Annotated in this window: 22 protein-coding genes; 11 read left to right on the forward strand and 11 right to left on the reverse strand. The window is 68.9% G+C overall.

All coding sequences use genetic code 11. The features are described from left to right. Nucleotides 1–34 precede the first annotated feature (34 nt). Nucleotides 35–823 (reverse strand): transglutaminase family protein, encoded by a 789-nt coding sequence (locus AB8M46_RS29765; RefSeq protein WP_125736514.1) that lies wholly within the window; start codon nt 821–823, stop codon nt 35–37. 36 nt (nt 824–859) lie between these two features. Then, a complete protein-coding gene (locus tag AB8M46_RS29770) occupies nt 860–2,086 on the reverse strand; it encodes a cytochrome P450 (protein WP_037343634.1) in 1,227 nt (408 codons plus the stop codon). 242 nt (nt 2,087–2,328) lie between these two features. Here AB8M46_RS29770 and AB8M46_RS29775 point away from each other — a divergent pair, with 242 nt between their 5' ends. Further along, nucleotides 2,329–3,492, forward strand: a complete 1,164-nt coding sequence (locus AB8M46_RS29775; protein ID WP_394362357.1) for a steroid 3-ketoacyl-CoA thiolase — start codon at nt 2,329–2,331, stop codon at nt 3,490–3,492. 3 nt (nt 3,493–3,495) lie between these two features. Here AB8M46_RS29775 and AB8M46_RS29780 read toward each other — a convergent pair whose 3' ends face one another. Beyond that, nucleotides 3,496–3,981, reverse strand: a complete 486-nt coding sequence (locus AB8M46_RS29780; protein WP_394362358.1) for a pyridoxamine 5'-phosphate oxidase family protein — start codon at nt 3,979–3,981, stop codon at nt 3,496–3,498. Nucleotides 3,982–4,022: 41 nt separating this feature from the next. Continuing rightward, on the reverse strand, nt 4,023–4,868 hold the full coding sequence (locus AB8M46_RS29785) for a hypothetical protein (protein WP_394362359.1): 846 nt from the start codon (nt 4,866–4,868) through the stop codon (nt 4,023–4,025). 63 nt (nt 4,869–4,931) lie between these two features. Here AB8M46_RS29785 and AB8M46_RS29790 point away from each other — a divergent pair, with 63 nt between their 5' ends. Further along, nucleotides 4,932–5,807, forward strand: a complete 876-nt coding sequence (locus AB8M46_RS29790) for a GNAT family N-acetyltransferase (RefSeq protein ID WP_394362360.1) — start codon at nt 4,932–4,934, stop codon at nt 5,805–5,807. Between the two features lie 55 nt (nt 5,808–5,862). On the opposite strand, the gene AB8M46_RS29795 is transcribed toward AB8M46_RS29790, so the two are convergent. Beyond that, complete coding sequence (locus tag AB8M46_RS29795; RefSeq protein WP_394362361.1) at nt 5,863–6,768, reverse strand: SDR family oxidoreductase; 906 nt, start codon at nt 6,766–6,768, stop codon at nt 5,863–5,865. Then, nucleotides 6,765–7,562 (reverse strand): SDR family oxidoreductase, encoded by a 798-nt coding sequence (locus AB8M46_RS29800; protein ID WP_394362362.1) that lies wholly within the window; start codon nt 7,560–7,562, stop codon nt 6,765–6,767. Before AB8M46_RS29800 ends, AB8M46_RS29795 begins: the two co-directional genes overlap by 4 nt. Before the next feature lie 92 nt (nt 7,563–7,654). Here AB8M46_RS29800 and AB8M46_RS29805 point away from each other — a divergent pair, with 92 nt between their 5' ends. The 5 genes from AB8M46_RS29805 to AB8M46_RS29825 are packed head-to-tail and all read left to right on the forward strand — an operon-like array spanning nt 7,655 to nt 11,852. Next, on the forward strand, nt 7,655–8,404 hold the full coding sequence (locus tag AB8M46_RS29805) for an enoyl-CoA hydratase family protein (RefSeq protein WP_073846855.1): 750 nt from the start codon (nt 7,655–7,657) through the stop codon (nt 8,402–8,404). Next, nucleotides 8,404–9,264: a CoA transferase subunit A gene (locus AB8M46_RS29810; RefSeq protein WP_394362363.1), complete on the forward strand. Its 861-nt coding sequence runs from the start codon at nt 8,404–8,406 to the stop codon at nt 9,262–9,264. The genes AB8M46_RS29805 and AB8M46_RS29810 overlap by 1 nt, the downstream gene beginning before the upstream one ends. Further along, complete coding sequence (locus AB8M46_RS29815; RefSeq protein WP_394362364.1) at nt 9,261–9,986, forward strand: CoA-transferase subunit beta; 726 nt, start codon at nt 9,261–9,263, stop codon at nt 9,984–9,986. The genes AB8M46_RS29810 and AB8M46_RS29815 overlap by 4 nt, the downstream gene beginning before the upstream one ends. Further along, nucleotides 9,983–11,029 carry an NAD(P)H-dependent flavin oxidoreductase gene (locus AB8M46_RS29820; RefSeq protein ID WP_394362365.1) on the forward strand — a complete coding sequence of 349 codons (1,047 nt, stop codon included), beginning with the start codon at nt 9,983–9,985 and terminating at the stop codon, nt 11,027–11,029. The genes AB8M46_RS29815 and AB8M46_RS29820 overlap by 4 nt, the downstream gene beginning before the upstream one ends. Nucleotides 11,030–11,060: 31 nt before the next feature. Continuing rightward, entirely contained in the window at nt 11,061–11,852 is a 792-nt protein-coding gene (locus AB8M46_RS29825; protein WP_394362366.1) for an alpha/beta fold hydrolase, read from the forward strand. A 1-nt stretch (nt 11,853) separates the two neighbouring features. Here the strand turns inward: AB8M46_RS29825 and AB8M46_RS29830 are convergent, their stop codons facing one another. Then, on the reverse strand, nt 11,854–12,330 hold the full coding sequence (locus tag AB8M46_RS29830; protein WP_394362367.1) for a DUF2000 domain-containing protein: 477 nt from the start codon (nt 12,328–12,330) through the stop codon (nt 11,854–11,856). A 103-nt stretch (nt 12,331–12,433) separates the two neighbouring features. On the opposite strand from AB8M46_RS29830, the gene AB8M46_RS29835 reads away from it, so the two are divergent. Further along, entirely contained in the window at nt 12,434–12,901 is a 468-nt protein-coding gene (locus AB8M46_RS29835; protein WP_037343615.1) for an Lrp/AsnC family transcriptional regulator, read from the forward strand. Here AB8M46_RS29835 and AB8M46_RS29840 read toward each other — a convergent pair. From AB8M46_RS29840 to AB8M46_RS29855, 4 genes are all read right to left on the reverse strand, one after another. Beyond that, nucleotides 12,898–13,455 (reverse strand): sugar O-acetyltransferase, encoded by a 558-nt coding sequence (locus tag AB8M46_RS29840; RefSeq protein ID WP_016332884.1) that lies wholly within the window; start codon nt 13,453–13,455, stop codon nt 12,898–12,900. The genes AB8M46_RS29835 and AB8M46_RS29840 overlap by 4 nt on opposite strands. Before the next feature lie 208 nt (nt 13,456–13,663). Further along, nucleotides 13,664–14,731 carry a DUF1996 domain-containing protein gene (locus tag AB8M46_RS29845; protein WP_394362368.1) on the reverse strand — a complete coding sequence of 356 codons (1,068 nt, stop codon included), beginning with the start codon at nt 14,729–14,731 and terminating at the stop codon, nt 13,664–13,666. Between the two features lie 204 nt (nt 14,732–14,935). After that, on the reverse strand, nt 14,936–15,691 hold the full coding sequence (locus AB8M46_RS29850; protein ID WP_350594384.1) for a zf-HC2 domain-containing protein: 756 nt from the start codon (nt 15,689–15,691) through the stop codon (nt 14,936–14,938). Further along, nucleotides 15,688–16,239 carry a sigma-70 family RNA polymerase sigma factor gene (locus AB8M46_RS29855; protein WP_034317190.1) on the reverse strand — a complete coding sequence of 184 codons (552 nt, stop codon included), beginning with the start codon at nt 16,237–16,239 and terminating at the stop codon, nt 15,688–15,690. The genes AB8M46_RS29850 and AB8M46_RS29855 overlap by 4 nt, the downstream gene beginning before the upstream one ends. 270 nt (nt 16,240–16,509) lie before the next feature. Between AB8M46_RS29855 and AB8M46_RS29860 the strand changes: the two genes are divergently transcribed. The 3 genes from AB8M46_RS29860 to AB8M46_RS29870 are packed head-to-tail and all read left to right on the forward strand — an operon-like array spanning nt 16,510 to nt 18,419. Next, nucleotides 16,510–17,070: a hypothetical protein gene (locus tag AB8M46_RS29860; protein ID WP_037343610.1), complete on the forward strand. Its 561-nt coding sequence runs from the start codon at nt 16,510–16,512 to the stop codon at nt 17,068–17,070. After that, on the forward strand, nt 17,054–17,821 hold the full coding sequence (locus AB8M46_RS29865; protein WP_037343608.1) for a DUF4142 domain-containing protein: 768 nt from the start codon (nt 17,054–17,056) through the stop codon (nt 17,819–17,821). The genes AB8M46_RS29860 and AB8M46_RS29865 overlap by 17 nt, the downstream gene beginning before the upstream one ends. Next, nucleotides 17,814–18,419, forward strand: a complete 606-nt coding sequence (locus AB8M46_RS29870; protein ID WP_037343607.1) for a ferric reductase-like transmembrane domain-containing protein — start codon at nt 17,814–17,816, stop codon at nt 18,417–18,419. Before AB8M46_RS29865 ends, AB8M46_RS29870 begins: the two co-directional genes overlap by 8 nt. Nucleotides 18,420–18,431 lie beyond the last annotated feature (12 nt).

Here is an 18,431-nt window from a genome sequence, read left to right on the forward strand (position 1 = left end):
CTCAGCGAGGTCACGGCTCGTGCGCAACACGCGATCAAGCGAGCGCGATCAGCCCCGAGCCGTCGTCTTCCGGCAGCGACGGACCCGCGGTCGCCAGCACGGTGTTGCCGAGAAAGTCCAGCTCACAGCCGAGGGTGGAGAGGAACGCGGTGTCGGCGGCGTCCCGTCCGGTGGCGATCCGGCAGAGGCTCTGCCTCGGCGCGAGGCCGGTGGCGTCGAACACGTACCAGCGGCCGTCGATCGCGGCTTCGAACACGGCGTGGAAGTCCATTGGGGACAGTCCGGGCGCGTAGACGGCGGCGAACCGGGCGGGGATGTCGAGCACGCGGCACAGCGAGATGCAGACGTGCGCGTAGTCGCGGCAGACCCCTTCCCCGGCGAGGTAGGTGTCGACGGCGTCATCGGTCGGGGAACCGGAACCGACCACATAGGACAGGTGTTCGCCCACGTGCCGGACGATCGCCTCCACCTGGGCGCGCGCGTCGGGCAGGCCGCCGAAGCGGGACAGCGCGAGCCCGCCCATCCGGTCCGACGGGCAGTACCGGCTGGGCCTGGTGTAGCGGATGACGTCGTCCAGGCCGACGGGCTCGGCGTCGGCCGGGTCGAGCGTGCGTTCGGCCCGGTACCGCACGACGTGGTCACCGGGCGGCAGATCGACGACCTGGGCCCGGGTCCCGTGTTCGAACGCCACCTGGCGCGGCGGCGCGGGATAGGCGAACTCCTCTTGCCCGGCCCCACCGGCGAGCGCGATCACGAACGCGGCGGGGCCGGGTTTCGTGACCCGGAAGGACATTTCGACGTCGACCTGTACGTGGGGACCCATGACCCCATGGTGCCCCACGAGCGCGGGCGCGGCCGGTCAGGCGTAGCGGACCTGGTAGTGCTTGATCCCGTTGAGCCAGCTCGACCGGAGGCGGTCGGGCGGGGCGAGCTCGGCGATGTCCGGCATGACGTCGGCGATGGCGTTGAAGATCAGGTCGATCTCCAGCCGCGCGAGGTTGGCGCCGATGCAGTAGTGCGAACCCGTGCCGCCGAAGCCGACGTGCGGGTTGTCCTCGCGGAGGATGTCGAATTTCTCGGGCTGGTCGAAGTGGTCCGGGTCGAAGTTCGCTGAGCTGTAGAACATCCCGACCCGGTCGCCCTTGCGGATGTGCTGCCCGCCGAGTTCGGTGTCCCGGGTCGCGGTGCGCTGGAAGGCGACCACCGGGGTGGCCCAGCGGACGATCTCGTCCGGCGCGGTCTTCGGGCGCTCCTTCTTGTACAGCTCCCACTGATCGGGGTGATCGAGGAACGCCTTCATCCCGTGGGTGATCGCGTTGCGCGTGGTCTCGTTGCCGGCGACGGCGAGGAGGATGACGAAGAAGCCGAACTCGTCCGACGCCAGCGATTCGCCGTCGACGTCGGCCTGCACCAGCTTCGTGACGATGTCGTCCATGGGGCATTTGCGGCGTTCTTCGGCCATGTTCCAGGCGTAGCCGACGATCTCCGCCGACGCGGCGAGCGGTTCGACCTCGTACTCGGGGTCGTCGTAGGAGACCATCTGGTTCGACCAGTCGAAGATCTTCAGGCGGTCTTCCTGCGGGATGCCGATCAGTTCGGCGATGGCCTGCAAGGGAAGTTCGCACGCGACGTCGACGACGAAATCGCCGGAGCCCTTCTTCTTGGCCTCGCTGACGATCCGCTCCGCGCGATCGCGCAGGGTGTCCTCGAGCTTCGCGATCGACCTCGGCGTGAAGCCCTTCGACACGATCCGGCGCAGTTTCGTGTGCTGCGGGGCGTCCATGTTGAGCAGGACCAGACGGTTGGCTTCGAGGCTGTCGTCGGTCATGTTCTCGTCGAACCGGATGATCGCGGTCTTCTCCCGCGAGGAGAACAGCTCGCTGTCCCTCGACACCGCCTTGACGTCATCGAGCCGGCTGACCACCCAGTAGCCGTCATCGCGGAAGCCCGCGGTGTTGTGCGGCTGAGGGTTCCACCAGACCGGCGCCGTGCGGCGGAGTTCGGCGAACTCCTCCAGAGGCAGTCTGGTGGCGTACAGATCCGGATCGGTGAAATCGAAACCGGCGGGGATCAGGGGAGCGGCCACGGGCTACCTCCTACGCGGTTCGCCAATGAAACACGTTCTAGACCCGATTGAAGCATACGGCGTTTACCAAGTGAAGAGTTTCAGTGAAACCCGTTTACTCGGCTCGCGCGGATCTTGCGTTCCCTGCAAAAAGCGGGAACGGCGACCAGTGATCAAAATCCGGCCGACTCTGGGGCGGCTTGCCCAAATCGAGAACGTGTTCTACTTTCTGTGTAGTGAACAGTGTTTCCCAGGAGGCGAACGTGGGTAGTCCGGTGATCGTCGAGGCGGTCCGCACCCCTATCGGCAAGCGCAGGGGGCACCTGGCGGGGCTGCACGCCGCCGAGATCCTCGGCGCCGCGCAGCGCGCCCTGCTCGAACGCGCGGGACTGGATCCCGCGCTGGTCGAGCAGGCGATCGGCGGGGCCGTGACCCAGGCGGGCGAGCAGGCGGGCAACGTCACGCGCACCGCGTGGCTGCACGCCGGCCTCCCGGAGACCACGGGCGCGACGACCATCGACGCCCAGTGCGGCTCGGCGCAGCAGGCGACGCATCTGATCGCCGGGCTCATCGCGACGGGCGCTATCGACGCCGGAGTCTCATGCGGCGTCGAGGCGATGAGCCGGGTCCCGCTGGGCGCGAACCGCGGCGAGGGCATCGGCACGCCGAGGCCCCAGTCGTGGTCGATCGACATGCCGAACCAGTACGGCGCGGCCGAGCGGATCGCGGAACGCCGCGGGATCACCCGCCTCGACGTCGACCGGTTCGGGACCGAGTCGCAGGCCAAGGCCGCCGCCGCGTGGGCCGCGGGCCACTTCGACCGCGAGGTCGTCGCGGTGAAGGCACCGGTGCTCGGCGAGGACGGCACGCCGACCGGCGAGACCCGGCTGGTGGCGCGCGACCAAGGACTTCGCGACACGACCGTCGAAGGCCTCGCCAAGCTCAAGCCCGTCCTCGAAGGCGGCGTGCACACGGCCGGAACGTCGTCGCAGATCTCCGACGGCGCGGCCGCGCTCCTCCTGATGGACTCGGACCGGGCCAAGGCGCTGGGCCTCGAACCGCGGGCGCGGATCGTCTCGCAGGCGTTGGTCGGCGCGGAGCCGTACTACCACCTCGACGGCCCCGTGCAGGCGACCGAACGCGTCCTCGCCAAGGCGGGGATGACGATCGGCGACCTCGACCTCTTCGAAGTCAACGAGGCGTTCGCTTCGGTCGTGTTGTCGTGGCAACGGGTGCACCGGCCCGACGAGGCCAAGGTCAACGTGAACGGTGGCGCGATCGCGCTCGGGCATCCCGTCGGCAGCACCGGCGCCCGCCTGCTGACCACGGCGTTGCACGAACTGGAACGCCGCGACGCGAGCACCGCGCTGGTGACGATGTGCGCCGGCGGCGCGCTTTCCACCGGCACGATCATCGAACGGATCTAGCGACTAGGGCGTGTCGACCTCGACCACCGGACCGTTGTCCGGCCTCGCGAGCCTTTTGAGCCCCTGACCCTCCTTCCAGAAGTCGAAATAGATGGTGTTGCCCTCGACCCAGGTCAGCACCGCCTCGGTGAGGTCGAGCCGGAAGACGTGCGCCTCCCCGTCGTCGCCCTGCAGGCGGGCGACCTCGGCCGGATCGGTGATCTCGACGGCCTTTCCCGACACCTTCGCGTCCGCGCCGCCCTCGTCGATCGCCGAGGCGGCGTGGATCGCGAACCTGCCGTCGTGCTGGAGATCCTTCGCCTTCATCGCGCCGATCATCGAACCGATCAGCAGATCCTGCTCACGGAAATCGACCTCACTGCCACTGACCCGGGGCGAACCGTCCCGCCGGACCGTCGCCAGCACATGCGACTTCGCCGCGGTGAACCGTTCCTTGATCTTCTCCGCCAGCGCGGGTGCCTCTTCACTGAACTGCTGCCACGTCGCCATGCGCACCAGCGTCCCATCGGGGTCCGACAGTTTTCGAGCGGTCAGGGCCGCGGCGCCCCCATCGGGTTCGGCAGCGGGATCGCGCCGGCGTCGAAGATGCGGCGGCTCAGCGGGACGGCGATCCGCACGACCTCGGCCGCCCCGTCCTCCCCCAAGGCGTCGAGCGGGCCGGCGGCGAGGCGATCGGTCTCGTCCTCGATCCGTTGGCGCAGCTCGATTCCCGGGCCGGTGAGCCTGAGATCGCCGTCGAGGATTCCTCGTTCCGACAGCCGCGCGACGCTCGCGTCCCACTCGTCGTCGGACCAGCCGCGGTTGATCTGGATGACCTCGCGGGTCACCGCCCCGCTGCCGATGTGGGTCAGTGTCGTGTCGAGCCCGCGCAGCCCGGCGGTGACGGCGGAAAGCACGTGGCCGTCCCCGCGATGCTCGCGCAGCACCGTCGCCGCGAGCCAGACCCGGCCCGCCGTCGTCGCGGGCCTGGCGACGGAGGACCAGGCGGCGGCGAGCGGCCTGGCCGCGTAATCGCAGCCGGCGATGGCCTGTTCGAGCAGATCGGCGAGTTCCCCGAGAAGCGCGTCGGCGGGAAGGATCCGGTTCAAGGCCTCCTCGACGGCCTCCATCCGGCTCTGGAGGACGACCGCCGGTTCGGCGTATTTCCACGCGTCGGGCAGGGATCGCGCGACCATCCTCGGCGCGAACCCGAAGAGCATCGCGGTCGCGGGTGGTTCCGGCAGCGGCCCGAGCGGCGCGACCCGGCCGGCGAAGTAGCCCATCCACCAGCCTGGCAGTCCCGCCGCCTTCGCCGCGGCCGCGGTCTCCGGGGCGAAGTAGACGACGGCGTGCAGCGGCTCGACCGCTTCCCAGAGACGGCGCTGAAGTGACTTCACTCCCTCATCTTGCCTGGCCGAAAACCGGATGCGGCCGCTCTCGGCATGGTGTGTGATCACGAGATGGTGATCAGCTTGGAGAAGCCGGGACCCGACGGACTGACCGAGGCCGTCGAAGCGCTGCGGGAGTGGCAATCCGAAGGCGTGGCTTGGCAATTGCATCCCGGTGACCTCGGCTGGTACTGGCGTAAAGGCACGGCCGCGACGGCCGAGGCGGTCCGGATCTGGCGCCGGGACGGCCGGATCCTCGCCGTCGGATTCCTGGACGGGGCCGACCTCCTGCGGCTCACGACCGCGCCGGACGTCCGCCGGGACGAGGAACTGGCACGGCGGGTGGCCGAGGACGTGGCCGCGCCCGAGCGTGGTGTCCTGCCCGCCGGGCAGGTTTCCGTCGAGGCGCCGATGGACGCGTTGCTCCAGGACGTGCTGCCCGGACACGGCTGGCACGCCGACGAGGAAGAGCCATGGACGCCGTTGAGCCTCGACCTCACCGAGCCGGTGAAGGCCCCGGACCTGCGGATCGAGACGGTCGGACCCGACCTGGCTGCCGCGTGGGCCGACGTGATCGGGGCGGCGTTCGGCGGATCGACGTTCACCGCCGAAACGTGGCGGACGATGGCGGCCGCGGCGCCGTACGCCGATGCCCGGTGTCTGCTCGGCTTCGACGACCGAGGTGACGCCGTCGCGGCGGTGGCCGTGTGGTCGGCCGGTCCCGGCAAGCCCGGCTTGCTCGAACCGATGGGCGTGCACCGGGACCGGCGCGGTCACGGATACGGCCGGGCGATCACCGTCGCCGCGGCGGCCGCGCTCCAGGAGCTCGGCTCGTCGAGCGCGGCCGTGAACACGCCCAGTTCCAACGTCGGCGCCGTGACGACCTACAAATCGGGCGGGTTCCGGCCGTGGCCCGAGACGCGGGACCTGACGCGGGACGCCTCGTGAGTGGCGTTTCGGGTTAGAACCCGAAACGCCACTCACGACCAACGGCACCGAAGACCTAAGCGCCGTAAACGGGTTCAGGGACCGGTGCCTCCGCCAGCAGGTCCGCCACCACAGGACCAAGCTCACCCGGCGACCACCGGGAACCCTTGTCCCGCACCGCGCCGTGCCGCCAGCCCTGCGCGATCGAGACGCGTCCGCCGTCGACCTCGAACACCCGGCCGGTCACCCCGGACGACTCCTCGCTGCCGAGCCACACCACCAGCGGCGACACGTTCTCCGGTGCCATGGCGTCGAAACCGTCGTCCGGCGCGGCCATGTCGTCGGCGAAGGCGACTTCGGTCATCCGGGTACGGGCGGCCGGGGCGATCGCGTTCACGGTGACGCCGTAGCGCGCGAATTCGGTCGCCGCGACCAGTGTGAGGCCCAGGATGCCGGACTTCGCGGCCGCGTAGTTCCCCTGTCCGACGCTGCCGAGCAGACCGGCCCCGGAGCTGGTGTTGATCACCCGCGCCGCCCGCGTCCGGCCCGCTTTCGCCTCGGCCCGCCAATATTCGGCGGCGTGCCGCGTCGGCGCGAAATGCCCCTTCAGGTGGACGCGGATGACGGCGTCCCATTCGTCCTCGCCGAGGTTGACCAGCATCCGGTCGCGCAGGAAACCCGCGTTGTTGACCAGGACGTCCAGCCCGCCGAAGGTTTCGACGGCCGTCCGCACCAGGGCCGCGGCGCCGTCCCAGGAGGCGATGTCGTCGGTGTTCGCCACCGCTTTGCCGCCGAGCGCCTCGATCTCGTCGACGACGTCCTGCGCGGGCCCGGCCGATCCGCCGCTGCCGTCGATCCCGGCGCCGAGATCGTTCACCACCACCCGCGCGCCCTCGGCGGCGAACGCGAGCGCGTGCGCCCGTCCGATACCGCGACCGGCTCCGGTCACCACCACGATCCGGCCGTCGGCGATCCCGCTCACACCGGCTCCTTTCGTTCTTTCACCAGGGAATTGGACGCGGTGAGGAAGGCAGGCACCTCTCCCCCGCCGTGGACGGTCAGGCAGGCGCCGCTGACATAGGAGGCCAGCGGGGACGCCAGGAACACCGCACAGGAACCGATCTCGTCCGGATCCGCCAACCGTCCTAACGGGACGGTCGCGCCCACGGCCTCGATCCCCGCCTCGTCGCCGTAGTGCAGATGCGAGTGCTCCGTCCGCACCATGCCGACGTCGAGCCCGTTGACCCGCACCTTCGGCGCCCACTCGACGGCGAGCGACGCGGTCAGGTTGTCCAGGCCCGCTTTCGCCGCGCCGTAGGACGCCGTCCCCGGCGACGGTCTCGTCGCGCTGACGCTGCTGATGTTCACGATGACGCCGCCGCTGTCCTGTTCCTGCATGACGGCGTTCGCCGCACGCGCGACGGCCAGCGGCGCCAGGAGGTTCAGCGCGACGATCTTCTCGTGGAACCGCGGCGAGGCGTGCGCCGCCTCGGCATACGGCGCGCCGCCCGCGTTGTTGACCACCACGTCGATCCTGCCGTGGCGCCGGACGATCTCCTCGACGAGCGCGTCGACCTCGCCCGCGTCCCGGACGTCGCAGGAGATGAAGGTCGACGCCTTCTCCCCGGCGCACACCGGCCGCTCGGGTTCGGTGCGGGCGCAGGTGACGACTTCGGCGCCGGCACGCAGGAAAGTCCTGGTGACACCGGCGCCGACGCCGCGGACCCCACCGGTCACCAGCACCACGGTGCCATCGAGCCGGAGTTCGAGTGCCATGCCGGGCCTCCTTCACGGTCGCTGTACCCGGGCCGGACGTCCTGCTAACGTACCAAGCAAGTGCTAGGTTTGGTAGCGGAGAAGGGTGCCCGATGACCGTTTCCACCCACTCACCTGAGCCCGGCATCGCCGTGGTCACGGTCGACGCGCCCCCGGTGAACGCGCTGAGCGTGAAGGGATGGTTCGCCCTCGCCTCCGCCGTCACCGACGCCGGGCGCGACCCTGCGACCCACGTGGTGGTGCTGCGCGCGGAGGGCCGCGGGTTCAACGCCGGGGTCGACATCAAGGAGATCCAGCGCGATCCGGGCTACGGCGCGCTGATCGGCGCGAACGAGGGCTGCGCGGCGGCGTTCTCCGCGGTGTACGACTGCGCGGTCCCGGTGATCGCCGCGGTACAGGGTTTCTGCCTCGGCGGCGGGGTCGGTCTGGTCGGCAACGCGGACGTCGTGGTCGCCAGTGACGACGCCACTTTCGGGCTGCCCGAGGTCGATCGCGGCGCGCTGGGCGCGGCGACCCATCTCGCGCGCCTGGTCCCCCAGCATCTGATGCGGGCCTTGTACTACACGGCTTCCACGATCACCGCGGCCCAGTTGCACCACCACGGTTCGGTGTACGCCGTCGTCCCGCGGGAGGAACTCGACGAAACCGCGCTCGGCGTCGCCCGGCAGATCGCGGCGAAGGACACCCGCGTGATCCGTGCCGCGAAACAGGCCATCAACGGCATCGACGTCCAGCCCGTGCACCGCAGCTACCGCTTCGAGCAGGGATTCACCTTCGAACTCAACTTGGCGGGCGTCTCGGACGGCGCGCGCCAGGAATTCTTGGACGGTAAGGGGAAGTGATGGCCGACAAGCGGATGACGCCGGACGAGATCGTCGCCGAGCTGAAGGACGGCATGACGATCGGGATCGGCGGCTGGGGCTCGCGGCGCAAGCCGATGGCGCTGGTGCGCGCGATCCTGCGCTCGCCGGTCAAGGATCTCACCGTGGTCTCCTACGGCGGCCCCGACGTCGGACTGCTGGCGTCGGCGGGCAAGCTCAAGCATCTCGTCTTCGGCTTCGTCACCCTCGACACCATCCCCTACGACCCGTGGTTCTCGCGGGCGCGGGAATCCGGGTCGATCACCGTCACCGAATACGACGAAGGCGTGTTCGGCACCGGTCTTTCCGCTGCCGCGCAACGACTTCCGTTCCTGCCGACGCGGGCGGGCCTCGGCTCCGGCGTCATGGACCTGAACCCGTCGCTGCGCACCGTCCGCTCGCCGTACGACGACGCCGAAGAACTGCTGGCCGTGCCCGCGCTCAAGCTCGACGCGGCGTTCGTCCACCTCAACCGCGCCGACGCCCGGGGCAACGCGCAGTACCTCGGACCGGATCCGTACTTCGACGAACTGTTCGCCCTCGCCGCCGACAAGTGTTACGTGTCCACGGAAAAGATCGTCGAGACGGCCGAGCTCACCGAAGCGGGCCCGGTACAGAGCCTGCTGCTGAGCCGGATGCTGGTCACCGGGGTGGCCGAAACGCCGAACGGCGCGCATTTCACCACCGCCGTCCCGGACTACGGCCGCGACGAACGTTTCCAGCGCCACTACGCCGCATCGGCCAAGGACCTCGACGCGTGGCCGGAATTCGTCGACAGGTTCCTGTCCGGGGACGAAGCGCACTATCAGAAGGCCGTCGCCGAGTTCGGGGAGTCCGCGTGAGTGACATCAGCCGTGCCGAAGTGGCCGTCGTGGCCTGTGCCGAATTGTTCCGCGGTGACGGCGAAATCGTGGTGAGCCCCATGGGGTTCATCCCGTCGCTGGGCGCGCGGCTGGCCAGGCTGACGTTCGAGCCGGACATCCTGCTGTCCGACGGCGAGGCGTATCTGATGACGCCGGACGCCGTCGTCGAAGGCTGGCAGCCGTTCCGCAAGGTCCTCGACACCGTGGTGCCACGCGGGAAGCGGCACGTGGTGATGGGCGCCAACCAGATCGACGGCGAGGGCAACCAGAACATCTCGGCGATCGGCGCGCATTCCCAGCCCAAGAAACAACTTCTCGGCGTACGCGGCGGGCCGGGCAACACGGCCAACCACCGCACGAGCTACTGGGTTCCCAGGCACGGCAAGCGGGTTTTCGTCGATCAGGTCGACGTCGTGTCCGGCGTCGGTTACGCCCGGGCGCGTGCGGCCGGCTTGCGGCACCACGACGTCCATCGGATCGTCACCAATCTCGGAGTCCTGGACTTCGGCGGCGAAAACCACGCGCCGCGGCTGCTTTCCGTACACCCAGGGGTTTCCGTGGACGAGGTCCTCGAGGCGACGTCGTTCCCGCTGAGCACCGACGGTGTCACCGAGACCCGGCTGCCGACCGAGACCGAGCTGCTCCTGATCCGCACCAGTCTGGATCCGAAGTCCTTGCGGGACAAGGAAGTTCCGTCATGAAAACGGCGTTGACCGAGCTGGCGGGCATCCGGCACCCGATCGTGCAGACCGGGATGGGCTGGGTCGCCGGGCCGCGGCTGGTGTCCGCGACGGCGGAAGCGGGCGGCCTCGGCATCCTCGCGTCCGCGACGATGACCTACGACGAGCTGGCGGCGGCGATCAAGGAGGTCAAGAGCCGCACGTCGGAGCCGTTCGGGGTCAACCTCCGCGCCGACGCCGACGACGCCGCGCGCCGGGTCGAGCTGCTCATCACCGAGGAAGTCCGCGTCGCGTCCTTCGCGCTCGCACCGAAGAAGGACATGATCGCGCGGCTCAAGGACAACGGCGTCCTCGTCGTCCCTTCGGTCGGCGCGGCCAGGCATGCGGAGAAGGTCGCGGGCTGGGGCGCCGACGCCGTCATCGTGCAGGGCGGCGAGGGCGGCGGGCACACCGGCGGGGTCGCGACGACACTCCTGCTGCCCTCGGTACTGGACGCGGTCGACATCCCGGTGGTCGCGGCGGGCGGCTTCTTCGACGGGCGGGGGCTGGCCGCCGCGCTCGCCTACGGGGCGGCCGGGGTCGCCATGGGCACCCGGTTCCTCCTGACGAGGGAAAGCACCGTCCCCGACGAGATCAAACAGGCGTACCTCGCCCGTGACCTCAACGGCACCGTCGTCACCCGCAAGGTGGACGGCATGCCGCATCGCGTGCTCCGGACGGAACTGGTCGACGCGCTCGAATCCGCCGGTCCGGTGAGCGGGCTCGCCCGTGCCGCCCGCAACGCCGCGAAGTTCCGGAAGCTGACCGGGCTGTCGTGGCGTTCGCTGGCCACCGAAGGGCTGCGGATGAAACGCGGCGGCGACCGGACGTGGTCGCAGATCCTGATGGCCGCCAACACGCCGATGTTGCTGCGCGCCGGCCTGGTCGAGGGCGACCGGAGCGCCGGGGTGCTGGCGTCCGGGCAGGTCGTCGGCCTGCTCGGCGACTTGCCCGCGGTCGGCGACCTCATCGAGACGATCGTCGCCGACGCGACCGGCATCCTGCGGCGGCTGGCCTCGGAGTGAGCGGCCGGACGCGCTGTGCTTGACTTCGGCCATGATCTCGGAGAGTCGTTGTCCGGTCGAGGACGGTGAGCTGTACGTCCGCAGCACCGGCGAAGGGCCGCTTCTGCTCCTGATCGCGGGCGGTCTGGGCTCGGCGGACACCTTCCGGGCGATGACGAAACTGCTCGCGGACGACTACACCGTCGTCACCTACGACCGGCGCGGCCATTTCCGCAGCACGGACACCAGCACCGGCCCGGTCAGCGTGCCGAAGCAGGCCGACGACGCCCACTCGGTGCTCCAGCACGTCGGCGGCGGCCCCGCGAGCGTGTTCGGGACCAGCGCGGGCGCCATGATCGGCCTCGACCTCGTCGCCCGCTATCCCGACGCCGCGACGATGCTGATCGCGCACGAACCGCCCGCCATCCAGCTGCTGCCCGACGCGCTCGGCTGGCTCGACGAGGCCAACGCGCAGGTCCGGCTCGCCCAGGCGGGCGACCTGATGGGGGCGTTCAAGCGGTTCACCGACGGGATCGCCGGTGCCGCGCTGCCCGAACTGCGCGCGATCCGGCTGCCGAACGAAGAGGACTGGAAGCGGCTGTTCGGCCGCGAACTGGCCGAGATCCTCGACTACCTTCCCGATCTGCGGGCCCTGCGCAGGAGCAGGACCGAGATCGTCCCCGTCGCGGGCGTCGGCAGCCGCGGGCATTACCACTACCAGCCCGCGAAGGTTCTCGCGCTGGAGCTGGGGTTGCCGTTCACGGAGGTACCCGGCGCGCATCTGGCGCCGCAGCGGAACCCCGCCCAGTTCACCGAGGCGCTGCGGGGTTTGCTCGAAGGCTGAGTCACGGCATCAGCGGCAGCTTCCCGACCAGTTTGTCGACCCGGTTGCGCGGGCCGACGATACCGATCGCGCAGTAGTCCATCTCCTCGGTCGGGATCTCCTTCATCGTCGCGAGGAAGTCGGTGTAGACCCGGATTTGCTGGGCGACGGCGGGCATGTCGGCGACGTGGCAGCCCGGCGAGGCCGCGGCCTTGGCACGAATGGCCCGCAGCTTCCCGGCGTCGGCCGACAGGATCGAGCAGCCGATCCAGGGCAACCCCGTGTGGTGCTCGCCGCCGGCGTCGACCGCTTCGTCGCCGAGGAGTCCGGTGACGCCCCGCGCGGTGGCGGCGGCGGTGCAGACCGCCGCGTTGACCGCGCGGCCCGGCGGCAGCTCGCTGTTGACCACGATCACCCACTTCAGCCGGGCGGACCGGGTGGACGCGGTGAAGTCGATCTCCTCGGGGGCGAATCCGATGGCCGTATCGTACTCGGACATTCAGCTGGTCTCCTGCTCACTTCGACGGATGAACAAGGCCAAGCTAGGAGGACGTACGAGTACAGTCCACCGTGTTCGTACTTAATACGGCGAGAGGGCCACGATGGCGCAGTTGGACGAACTTGATAAGGCGATCCTGGCGCAACTGCAGTCGGACGCACGGAAGACCAACCGTGAAGTCGCCGCCGCGGTGGGCGTTTCACCGACGACGGCGCTGGACCGCACGCGCGGGCTGCGGGAACGCGGCGTGATCCGCGGCGCGCTGCTGGACGTGGACCTGCCCTCGATCGGCCGCGGGGTGCAGGCGCTCATCGCGGTGCGGGTGCGCCCGCCCTCGCGGCGGAACATCGAGGGCTTCCGGAACTGGGTCAACGCGCTGCCCGACCTCGTCGGGCTCTACGTGACCACCGGGACCGAGGACTTCATCCTGCATGTCGCGGTGCCCGACAACGACGCCCTCTACGCCTTCGTGATCGACAAGCTGACCGAACGTCCCGAGGTGGCCGACGTGCGCACCTCGATGGTGTTCGAGCACAGCCGTCGCACCAAGATCACGCCGGTCGACCGTTAGAGCTCCCGGATGACGCGGGCCGGGTTGCCCGCGGCGAACACCTTCGACGGCAGGTCACGCGTGACGACACTGCCCGCGCCCACCACCACGTCGTCCCCGATGGTGACCCCGGCGCAGACGATGACCCCGCCGCCGAACCAGACGTTGTTCCCGATGGTGATCGGCGCGGCCGATTCCCAGCGCTGCCGCCGCAGTTCGTGGTCTTCCATGGGGTGCAGCGCGGTCAGCAGCTGGCAGCGCGGCCCGATCGAGCAGTCCGAGCCGATCTTGATCGGCGCGCAGTCGAGCAGGATGGCGTCGTAGTTGAGGAAACTGTTGGCGCCGATCTCGATCAGGTAGCCGTAGTCGCACTGGAACCGCGGCATGATCCAGGAACCCTCGCCGAGCTTTCCCAGCAGCTCACGCAGAATCGTGTCCCGCTCACCGGTCTCCTCGGCGCCGGTGCCGTTGAACCGGTCGACGAGTGCCTGCGCGCGCCTGCGATCCGCGACCAGTTCGGGGTCGTTGTCCCGGTACAGCTCGCCGCGCAGCATGCGGTCCTTCTGTTCACCCATGCGGCCAACCTACCGAAAAAGCCCTGCCGGCGAGCTTCCCTCGGGAAGCCGCCGGCAGAGCGGGGTGCATGCTTGCGGAGCGTTCTTCAGTTGTGTCGATCGGTTTCCGGGTAGGGCCGGCCCGGCGGGTGGGTGAGGTGTAGGGGGGACCCGCCGGGCCGGAGTTTCTTCCTTTCTCTTCGCAGGATCCTGCTTCCGCTTCAGGGCGTCATTCGCGGCACTTGCGGCCTTCGTTGACGCAGTCGACGAGGCGGTCCATGACCCGGCCCGGCATCACGTTCGCGAAATCGTCGTGGTCGGAGAACGGGTTGTGATCCTCCTCGGGGAACGAGTCCACTTTGTACTGTCCGTTGACCTGGATCTGCCGCGGGATCTCGTAGGTCAGCGAGATGGTGAGTTCCGGGACGGCGGTCAGGCCGTCGGCGCATTCGCCGTTCTCGTCCGGGTACTTGATGTGGTCGCGGTGGTTCTCGCTGTCGATGTTGTTCCCGTCCAGACAGCTCGGGAACGTGTGCACCCGTTTGACGTCGCTGCCCTCGGGACAGATCGGGTACTGCTTGACGAGCCTGTTCTCGAAGCCGGTGCACGTCCAGCTCTCCCGCGCGTTGGCGGGGCCGTTCGTGGTGACTTTCGCGTCGCCGTAAAGGATCCGGAGGAACTTCGGCATCTCCTTCACCTTCTCGCGGGCGTTGCCCTTGAAGGTGATGTCGACGACCGCGGGACGCTGGATCTCACCGTCGTTGCCGGCGAGTTCGTTGTCCGCGTTCGGTTCTTCGAGCCGAACCTGCTCCTGCTCGTCGTTCCGGTTCCGCTGTTTTCCGGCTTCTTCCCCGGTGTCGATCCGCACCACCGGCCAGAAATACGCCGATTCGTCGCCGTTCGCGCAGGTGGTTCCGGCGCCCAGCAGACTGTCGTTGTCCGAATCCGCGTTCGTGGACAGGTTTCCGACGTAATCGTGCAGATGCTGGGCGCCGTTGCGGATACCCGGCTGCGCGATGAAGTTGTCGGGATTGAAATGCCCGTTCTCGTTCCTGCCGCAGTCGACGGTGAACGAACCCGTGGACGCGTTCCGGCCCGGCCGCGGCTCGTCGACGTTCGGCCGCACCTTCGTGATGTCCACGAACTGCGACTTGTCCACCTCGTCCGCGGAGGCGCGCTCGGGGTCACCGGCCGTGGTGGACACCACCAGCCCGCCGACCGCGATCGACAGGCCCAGCAACGCGGTCGCGATCTTGGTCCTGCGGGCGATACGATGGCGCCCTTGATTTCGTGCCATTGGCTGCTCACCTCATTCGTTTCCGGACACGCCGGTCACCCGCGCCCGGGCATGAGCCACGCATTCGTCGAATACGGGGAATAGCCGCATTCGCGGCGAACCCTTCTGTTCGCCCGCCGATTCAGATCCGGCTATCTGGAGATACGGCTCCCGCGTGGATCCGGTTCAAAACGCGATCCGTCCGTTATCTTTCCGTTATATGACTTACCGGCGCACGACGGCCAGCACCGTGCCGTCCCGCTTGTGCACCTCGAACCGTTCGATGTCGGCCTTCTGCAACGCCGTCGCACCGGTGATGACGAGGGGATCCGGGGAACCCGGCACGCCGTACCCCTTGGACGGCACGCTCCAGTTGTTGACGACGTACGCCTCTCCGCCGTGGGAGTAGGCGAAAAGCTGGCACGTCATCGGCCCGATGAGGCCGCGCAGTTCGAGCTCGACCGCGCTGCCCCACTCCTTCTCCTGCACCGTGACCTCGGCCGCGACGGCGTTGCCCGCCTCGGACCAGCCGAACGGGGCGGCGCCGCCGTCCGGGCCCGTCTCGCGTTCCCGTGACGACAACGGGGACGGCACCACCGACGTCACGACGGAAGGCGCGGCCTGCGTGACGACCGGCTCACGATCGGTGAGCGAAAGAACCGTGAGCGGCCCGCCGACGACGAGCACGAGCACGGCGGCCGCCGTCGCCAGCCGGATGACCTTGCGCCGTCGGCCCGCCTTGGCGGCGTCCGCGAGCAGCATCCGCAGCACCCGGGGGCCCGGGCCCTTCACGGGCGGATCCGGCCAGCTCTTCTTGACCATGTCCAGGATGTCGGGCAGGTGGTACATCTCCACCAGCTCGACCTGACATTCGGGGCACTCCAGCAGATGCGCCTCGAACCTGGCGTGATCCTCCTCGCCGAGGACGCCCAGCACGTAGGCGGCGATATCCGTGTGGACGGCTCCGGACACCTCGCTCACCCCCGCTCCTGCAGCGCCCTGCGCAGCGCGCGCACAGCGTGGTGGATCCGCGATTTCACCGTACCCGGCGGAACCCCGAGCGTCGCCGCGACCTCGTTCACGGTGCGGTCACGCAGGTAGGTCTGCTGGACGGCTTCACGTTGTTCCGGGGAAAGATTGCGCAGGGCCTCGTAAACGATCATGGCCGCGAGCGTCTTCTCCGATTCGTCCGGCACTCCGATCGAATCCGACTCCAGTTCCTCCACCTCTTGAGGGCGGGCGCTCCGGCTCCGCCAGCCGTCGATGACGATGCGCCTGGCCACGGTGAACAGCCACGCGCGCAGCATTTCCGGCTGCCGGTCGAGTTTGCCGGCGTTGCGCCACGCCTTGATGAGCGTCTCCTGGACCACGTCCTCGGCCCACTGGCGATCGTGGCCGGTCAGCTTCAGCACGAACGCCATCAGGCTCGATCCGAACTCCTGGTACAACGCCCTGATGAGGTCGTCATGCCCGTTCGACGCGGGTTCATGATCGACAATTGGCTGCAGTATCCGAGAGTGGCGTCCCACGCGGCACATCTTTGTGGGATCAGGGGCGATAAGTCCAGTACCAAAACCGTTCCGGCCGGTTCATCGCACGGGGGAAAGTTTTTTGAACCGTTCCCTCCCCGTGACCGTATCCCCTACCGAAGACCCCCGACCCGGCGCTGTCCCCCGCATCGCCGAATCCACTGTGGATCATGGATGTCCCTCTTGAATGTCCACAGTGGAATTGAACCTGCCTGCACACCATCTCCCCGCGGTGATGGCGTTCTCCTCTGCCCCGACAGGAGGATTTCCGTGAACCCCGTGTCACGCTCGGTCATACCTCTGCCCCTCGTCCTGGCCGCGGTCGCGCTGACCGCCGCCTGCACCACCGGTACCGCGGGACCGAACGGCTCTCCCGGCGCGGCCTCGACCGCGGGAACAGCGCAGATCCCGGGAATGCCCGACCCCGCGGCCGAACCCGCCCCCGGTGTCACGGCGGCGATCCTGTTCGACCTCGGGCCGATCGTCACCGACACCAACGGCTACACGCTCTACCGTTACGACAAGGACACGGTGAATCCGCCCAAATCGAATTGCGCCGAAACCTGTGCGCGAACCTGGATTCCCGCCAAGGCAGGCCCCGACCTCGTGGTGACCGGGATCGATCGCGCCCTGGTCGGCACCGTGACCAGGGACGACGGCACCGAGCAGGTCACGCTCGCGGGCTGGCCGCTCTACCGCAACGCCAAGGACGCGATGCCCGGCAACACCGGCGGGCAGGGCGTCGACGACGCGTGGTTCCCCGCCAAGCCGGACGGGACGAAAGTGCTGCTCACCGCCGAGACCTGGCAGGCCGATGACCTCGGCATCTGATCTCCCCAGACCCGTCCGCCCGCTGCTCGTCCTGCTGATCGCGGCCGCGGTGAGCCTTTTCGGCCCAGTCGGCGACGCGCACGCCCAAGAACTCTCCGCGGCGGACAAGAACCTGATCGTCAACGTCAAACTGGCCGGGCTGTGGGAAATGCCCGCCGGGATGTGGGCGCAGGAACGCGGGAAGAGCAAGCGCACCCGCGAAGTCGGCCGGACGTTGATGATCGACCACGGCAGGCTGGACACCGCGACGCACGCCATCGCCGACCGGTTCGGCATCGCGCTGCCGGCCGAGCCGTCGGATCAGCAGTCCGCCTGGCTCGGCGAGATGAAGGCCGCCCGCGACGACACCGAGTTCGACCGGATCTTCGCCAACCGGCTCCGGTACGCGCACGGCGTGCTGTTCCCCATCATCGCGCAGGTCAGGGCCGGTACCCGCAACGACGTCGTCCGCGATTACGCCACCACGGCCAACCAGGCGGTGCTGCGGCATATGACGCTGCTGGAGAGCACCGGTGTCGTCGACCAGTCGCTGATGCCGGAAGCGCCGGTGCCGCAGTCGAATTCGGCCAACGCCGCGATGGACGTCGGTTTCGGCGACTTCGCGCTCGGCCTCCTGCTCGCGGTGGCGCTCGGCGGCGGGCTCTTCCTCGCCTTGCGGGCCCTGCGCGCCAAGAACACCCGGACCCGCAACCGCGCGGCCGTCCCCGAACCGGATCCGGTTCCCAGCGCCCCAGGAGAGATCAATGTATGACCAGTGGTCCGAGGTGGTGATCGTGCTGACCCAGAAATCGGACACCGACCCCGGCATCAAGGGCATGGCGCAGACCTCCGCCCGGATCTCGTACGGCTTCATGTGCCTCACCCTGTGCTGGGGCGTGTTCACCGCGACCGGCTGGATCAAGTCGCTGACCGGGCGGAAGGCACTGCGCAACTCGCATATGGTGCTCGGCATCCTGACGCTGTCGTTCGGGGTCGTGCACGCGATGTCGTTCCTGTTCCTGCCCGACGGTTTCACCCTGGCGCAGATCTCGATTCCGCTCCTGCCCGGCACCTTGGCGCGGCACGAACTCGGCGTCGTCGGGCTCGAGGTCATGATCGCCGTCGCGCTGACCGGCGGGATCAGCCGGTTCAGTTCCTATCGGCGCTTCCTGTGGATCCACCGCCTCGCCTATCCGGCGGTCGGGATCACCGCGCTGCATTCGTTCTTCGGCGCCATGGCCAACGGACATCTCGGCCTGCTGTGGTTCGGCGGGATCACCCTGCTGGTCCCCGTGGTGCTGCTGACCGCGCTGCGGTTCACGCCGACCCGGTACCTGGAACGCCTGGGCCTGGTCGAAGAGCTGGTCTGAAGACTTGGAGAG

The organism is Amycolatopsis sp. SB7-3 (genome assembly GCF_041021335.1).
GTDB classification, from domain to species: Bacteria; Actinomycetota; Actinomycetes; order Mycobacteriales; family Pseudonocardiaceae; genus Amycolatopsis; species Amycolatopsis japonica.

Excerpts from the sequence above, each read along its gene's own strand:
- AB8M46_RS29765 (WP_125736514.1), bottom strand. The coding sequence starts at position 823 with ATGGGTCCCCACGTACAGGTCGACGTCGAAATGTCCTTCCGGGTCACG.
- AB8M46_RS29780 (WP_394362358.1), bottom strand. The coding sequence starts at position 3,981 with ATGGCGACGTGGCAGCAGTTCAGTGAAGAGGCACCCGCGCTGGCGGAG.
- AB8M46_RS29790 (WP_394362360.1), top strand. The coding sequence starts at position 4,932 with ATGGTGATCAGCTTGGAGAAGCCGGGACCCGACGGACTGACCGAGGCC.
- AB8M46_RS29800 (WP_394362362.1), bottom strand. The coding sequence starts at position 7,562 with ATGGCACTCGAACTCCGGCTCGATGGCACCGTGGTGCTGGTGACCGGT.
- AB8M46_RS29805 (WP_073846855.1), top strand. The coding sequence starts at position 7,655 with ATGACCGTTTCCACCCACTCACCTGAGCCCGGCATCGCCGTGGTCACG.
- AB8M46_RS29810 (WP_394362363.1), top strand. The coding sequence starts at position 8,404 with ATGGCCGACAAGCGGATGACGCCGGACGAGATCGTCGCCGAGCTGAAG.
- AB8M46_RS29820 (WP_394362365.1), top strand. The coding sequence starts at position 9,983 with ATGAAAACGGCGTTGACCGAGCTGGCGGGCATCCGGCACCCGATCGTG.
- AB8M46_RS29825 (WP_394362366.1), top strand. The coding sequence starts at position 11,061 with ATGATCTCGGAGAGTCGTTGTCCGGTCGAGGACGGTGAGCTGTACGTC.
- AB8M46_RS29830 (WP_394362367.1), bottom strand. The coding sequence starts at position 12,330 with ATGTCCGAGTACGATACGGCCATCGGATTCGCCCCCGAGGAGATCGAC.
- AB8M46_RS29835 (WP_037343615.1), top strand. The coding sequence starts at position 12,434 with ATGGCGCAGTTGGACGAACTTGATAAGGCGATCCTGGCGCAACTGCAG.
- AB8M46_RS29840 (WP_016332884.1), bottom strand. The coding sequence starts at position 13,455 with ATGGGTGAACAGAAGGACCGCATGCTGCGCGGCGAGCTGTACCGGGAC.
- AB8M46_RS29845 (WP_394362368.1), bottom strand. The coding sequence starts at position 14,731 with ATGGCACGAAATCAAGGGCGCCATCGTATCGCCCGCAGGACCAAGATC.
- AB8M46_RS29865 (WP_037343608.1), top strand. The coding sequence starts at position 17,054 with ATGACCTCGGCATCTGATCTCCCCAGACCCGTCCGCCCGCTGCTCGTC.
- AB8M46_RS29870 (WP_037343607.1), top strand. The coding sequence starts at position 17,814 with ATGTATGACCAGTGGTCCGAGGTGGTGATCGTGCTGACCCAGAAATCG.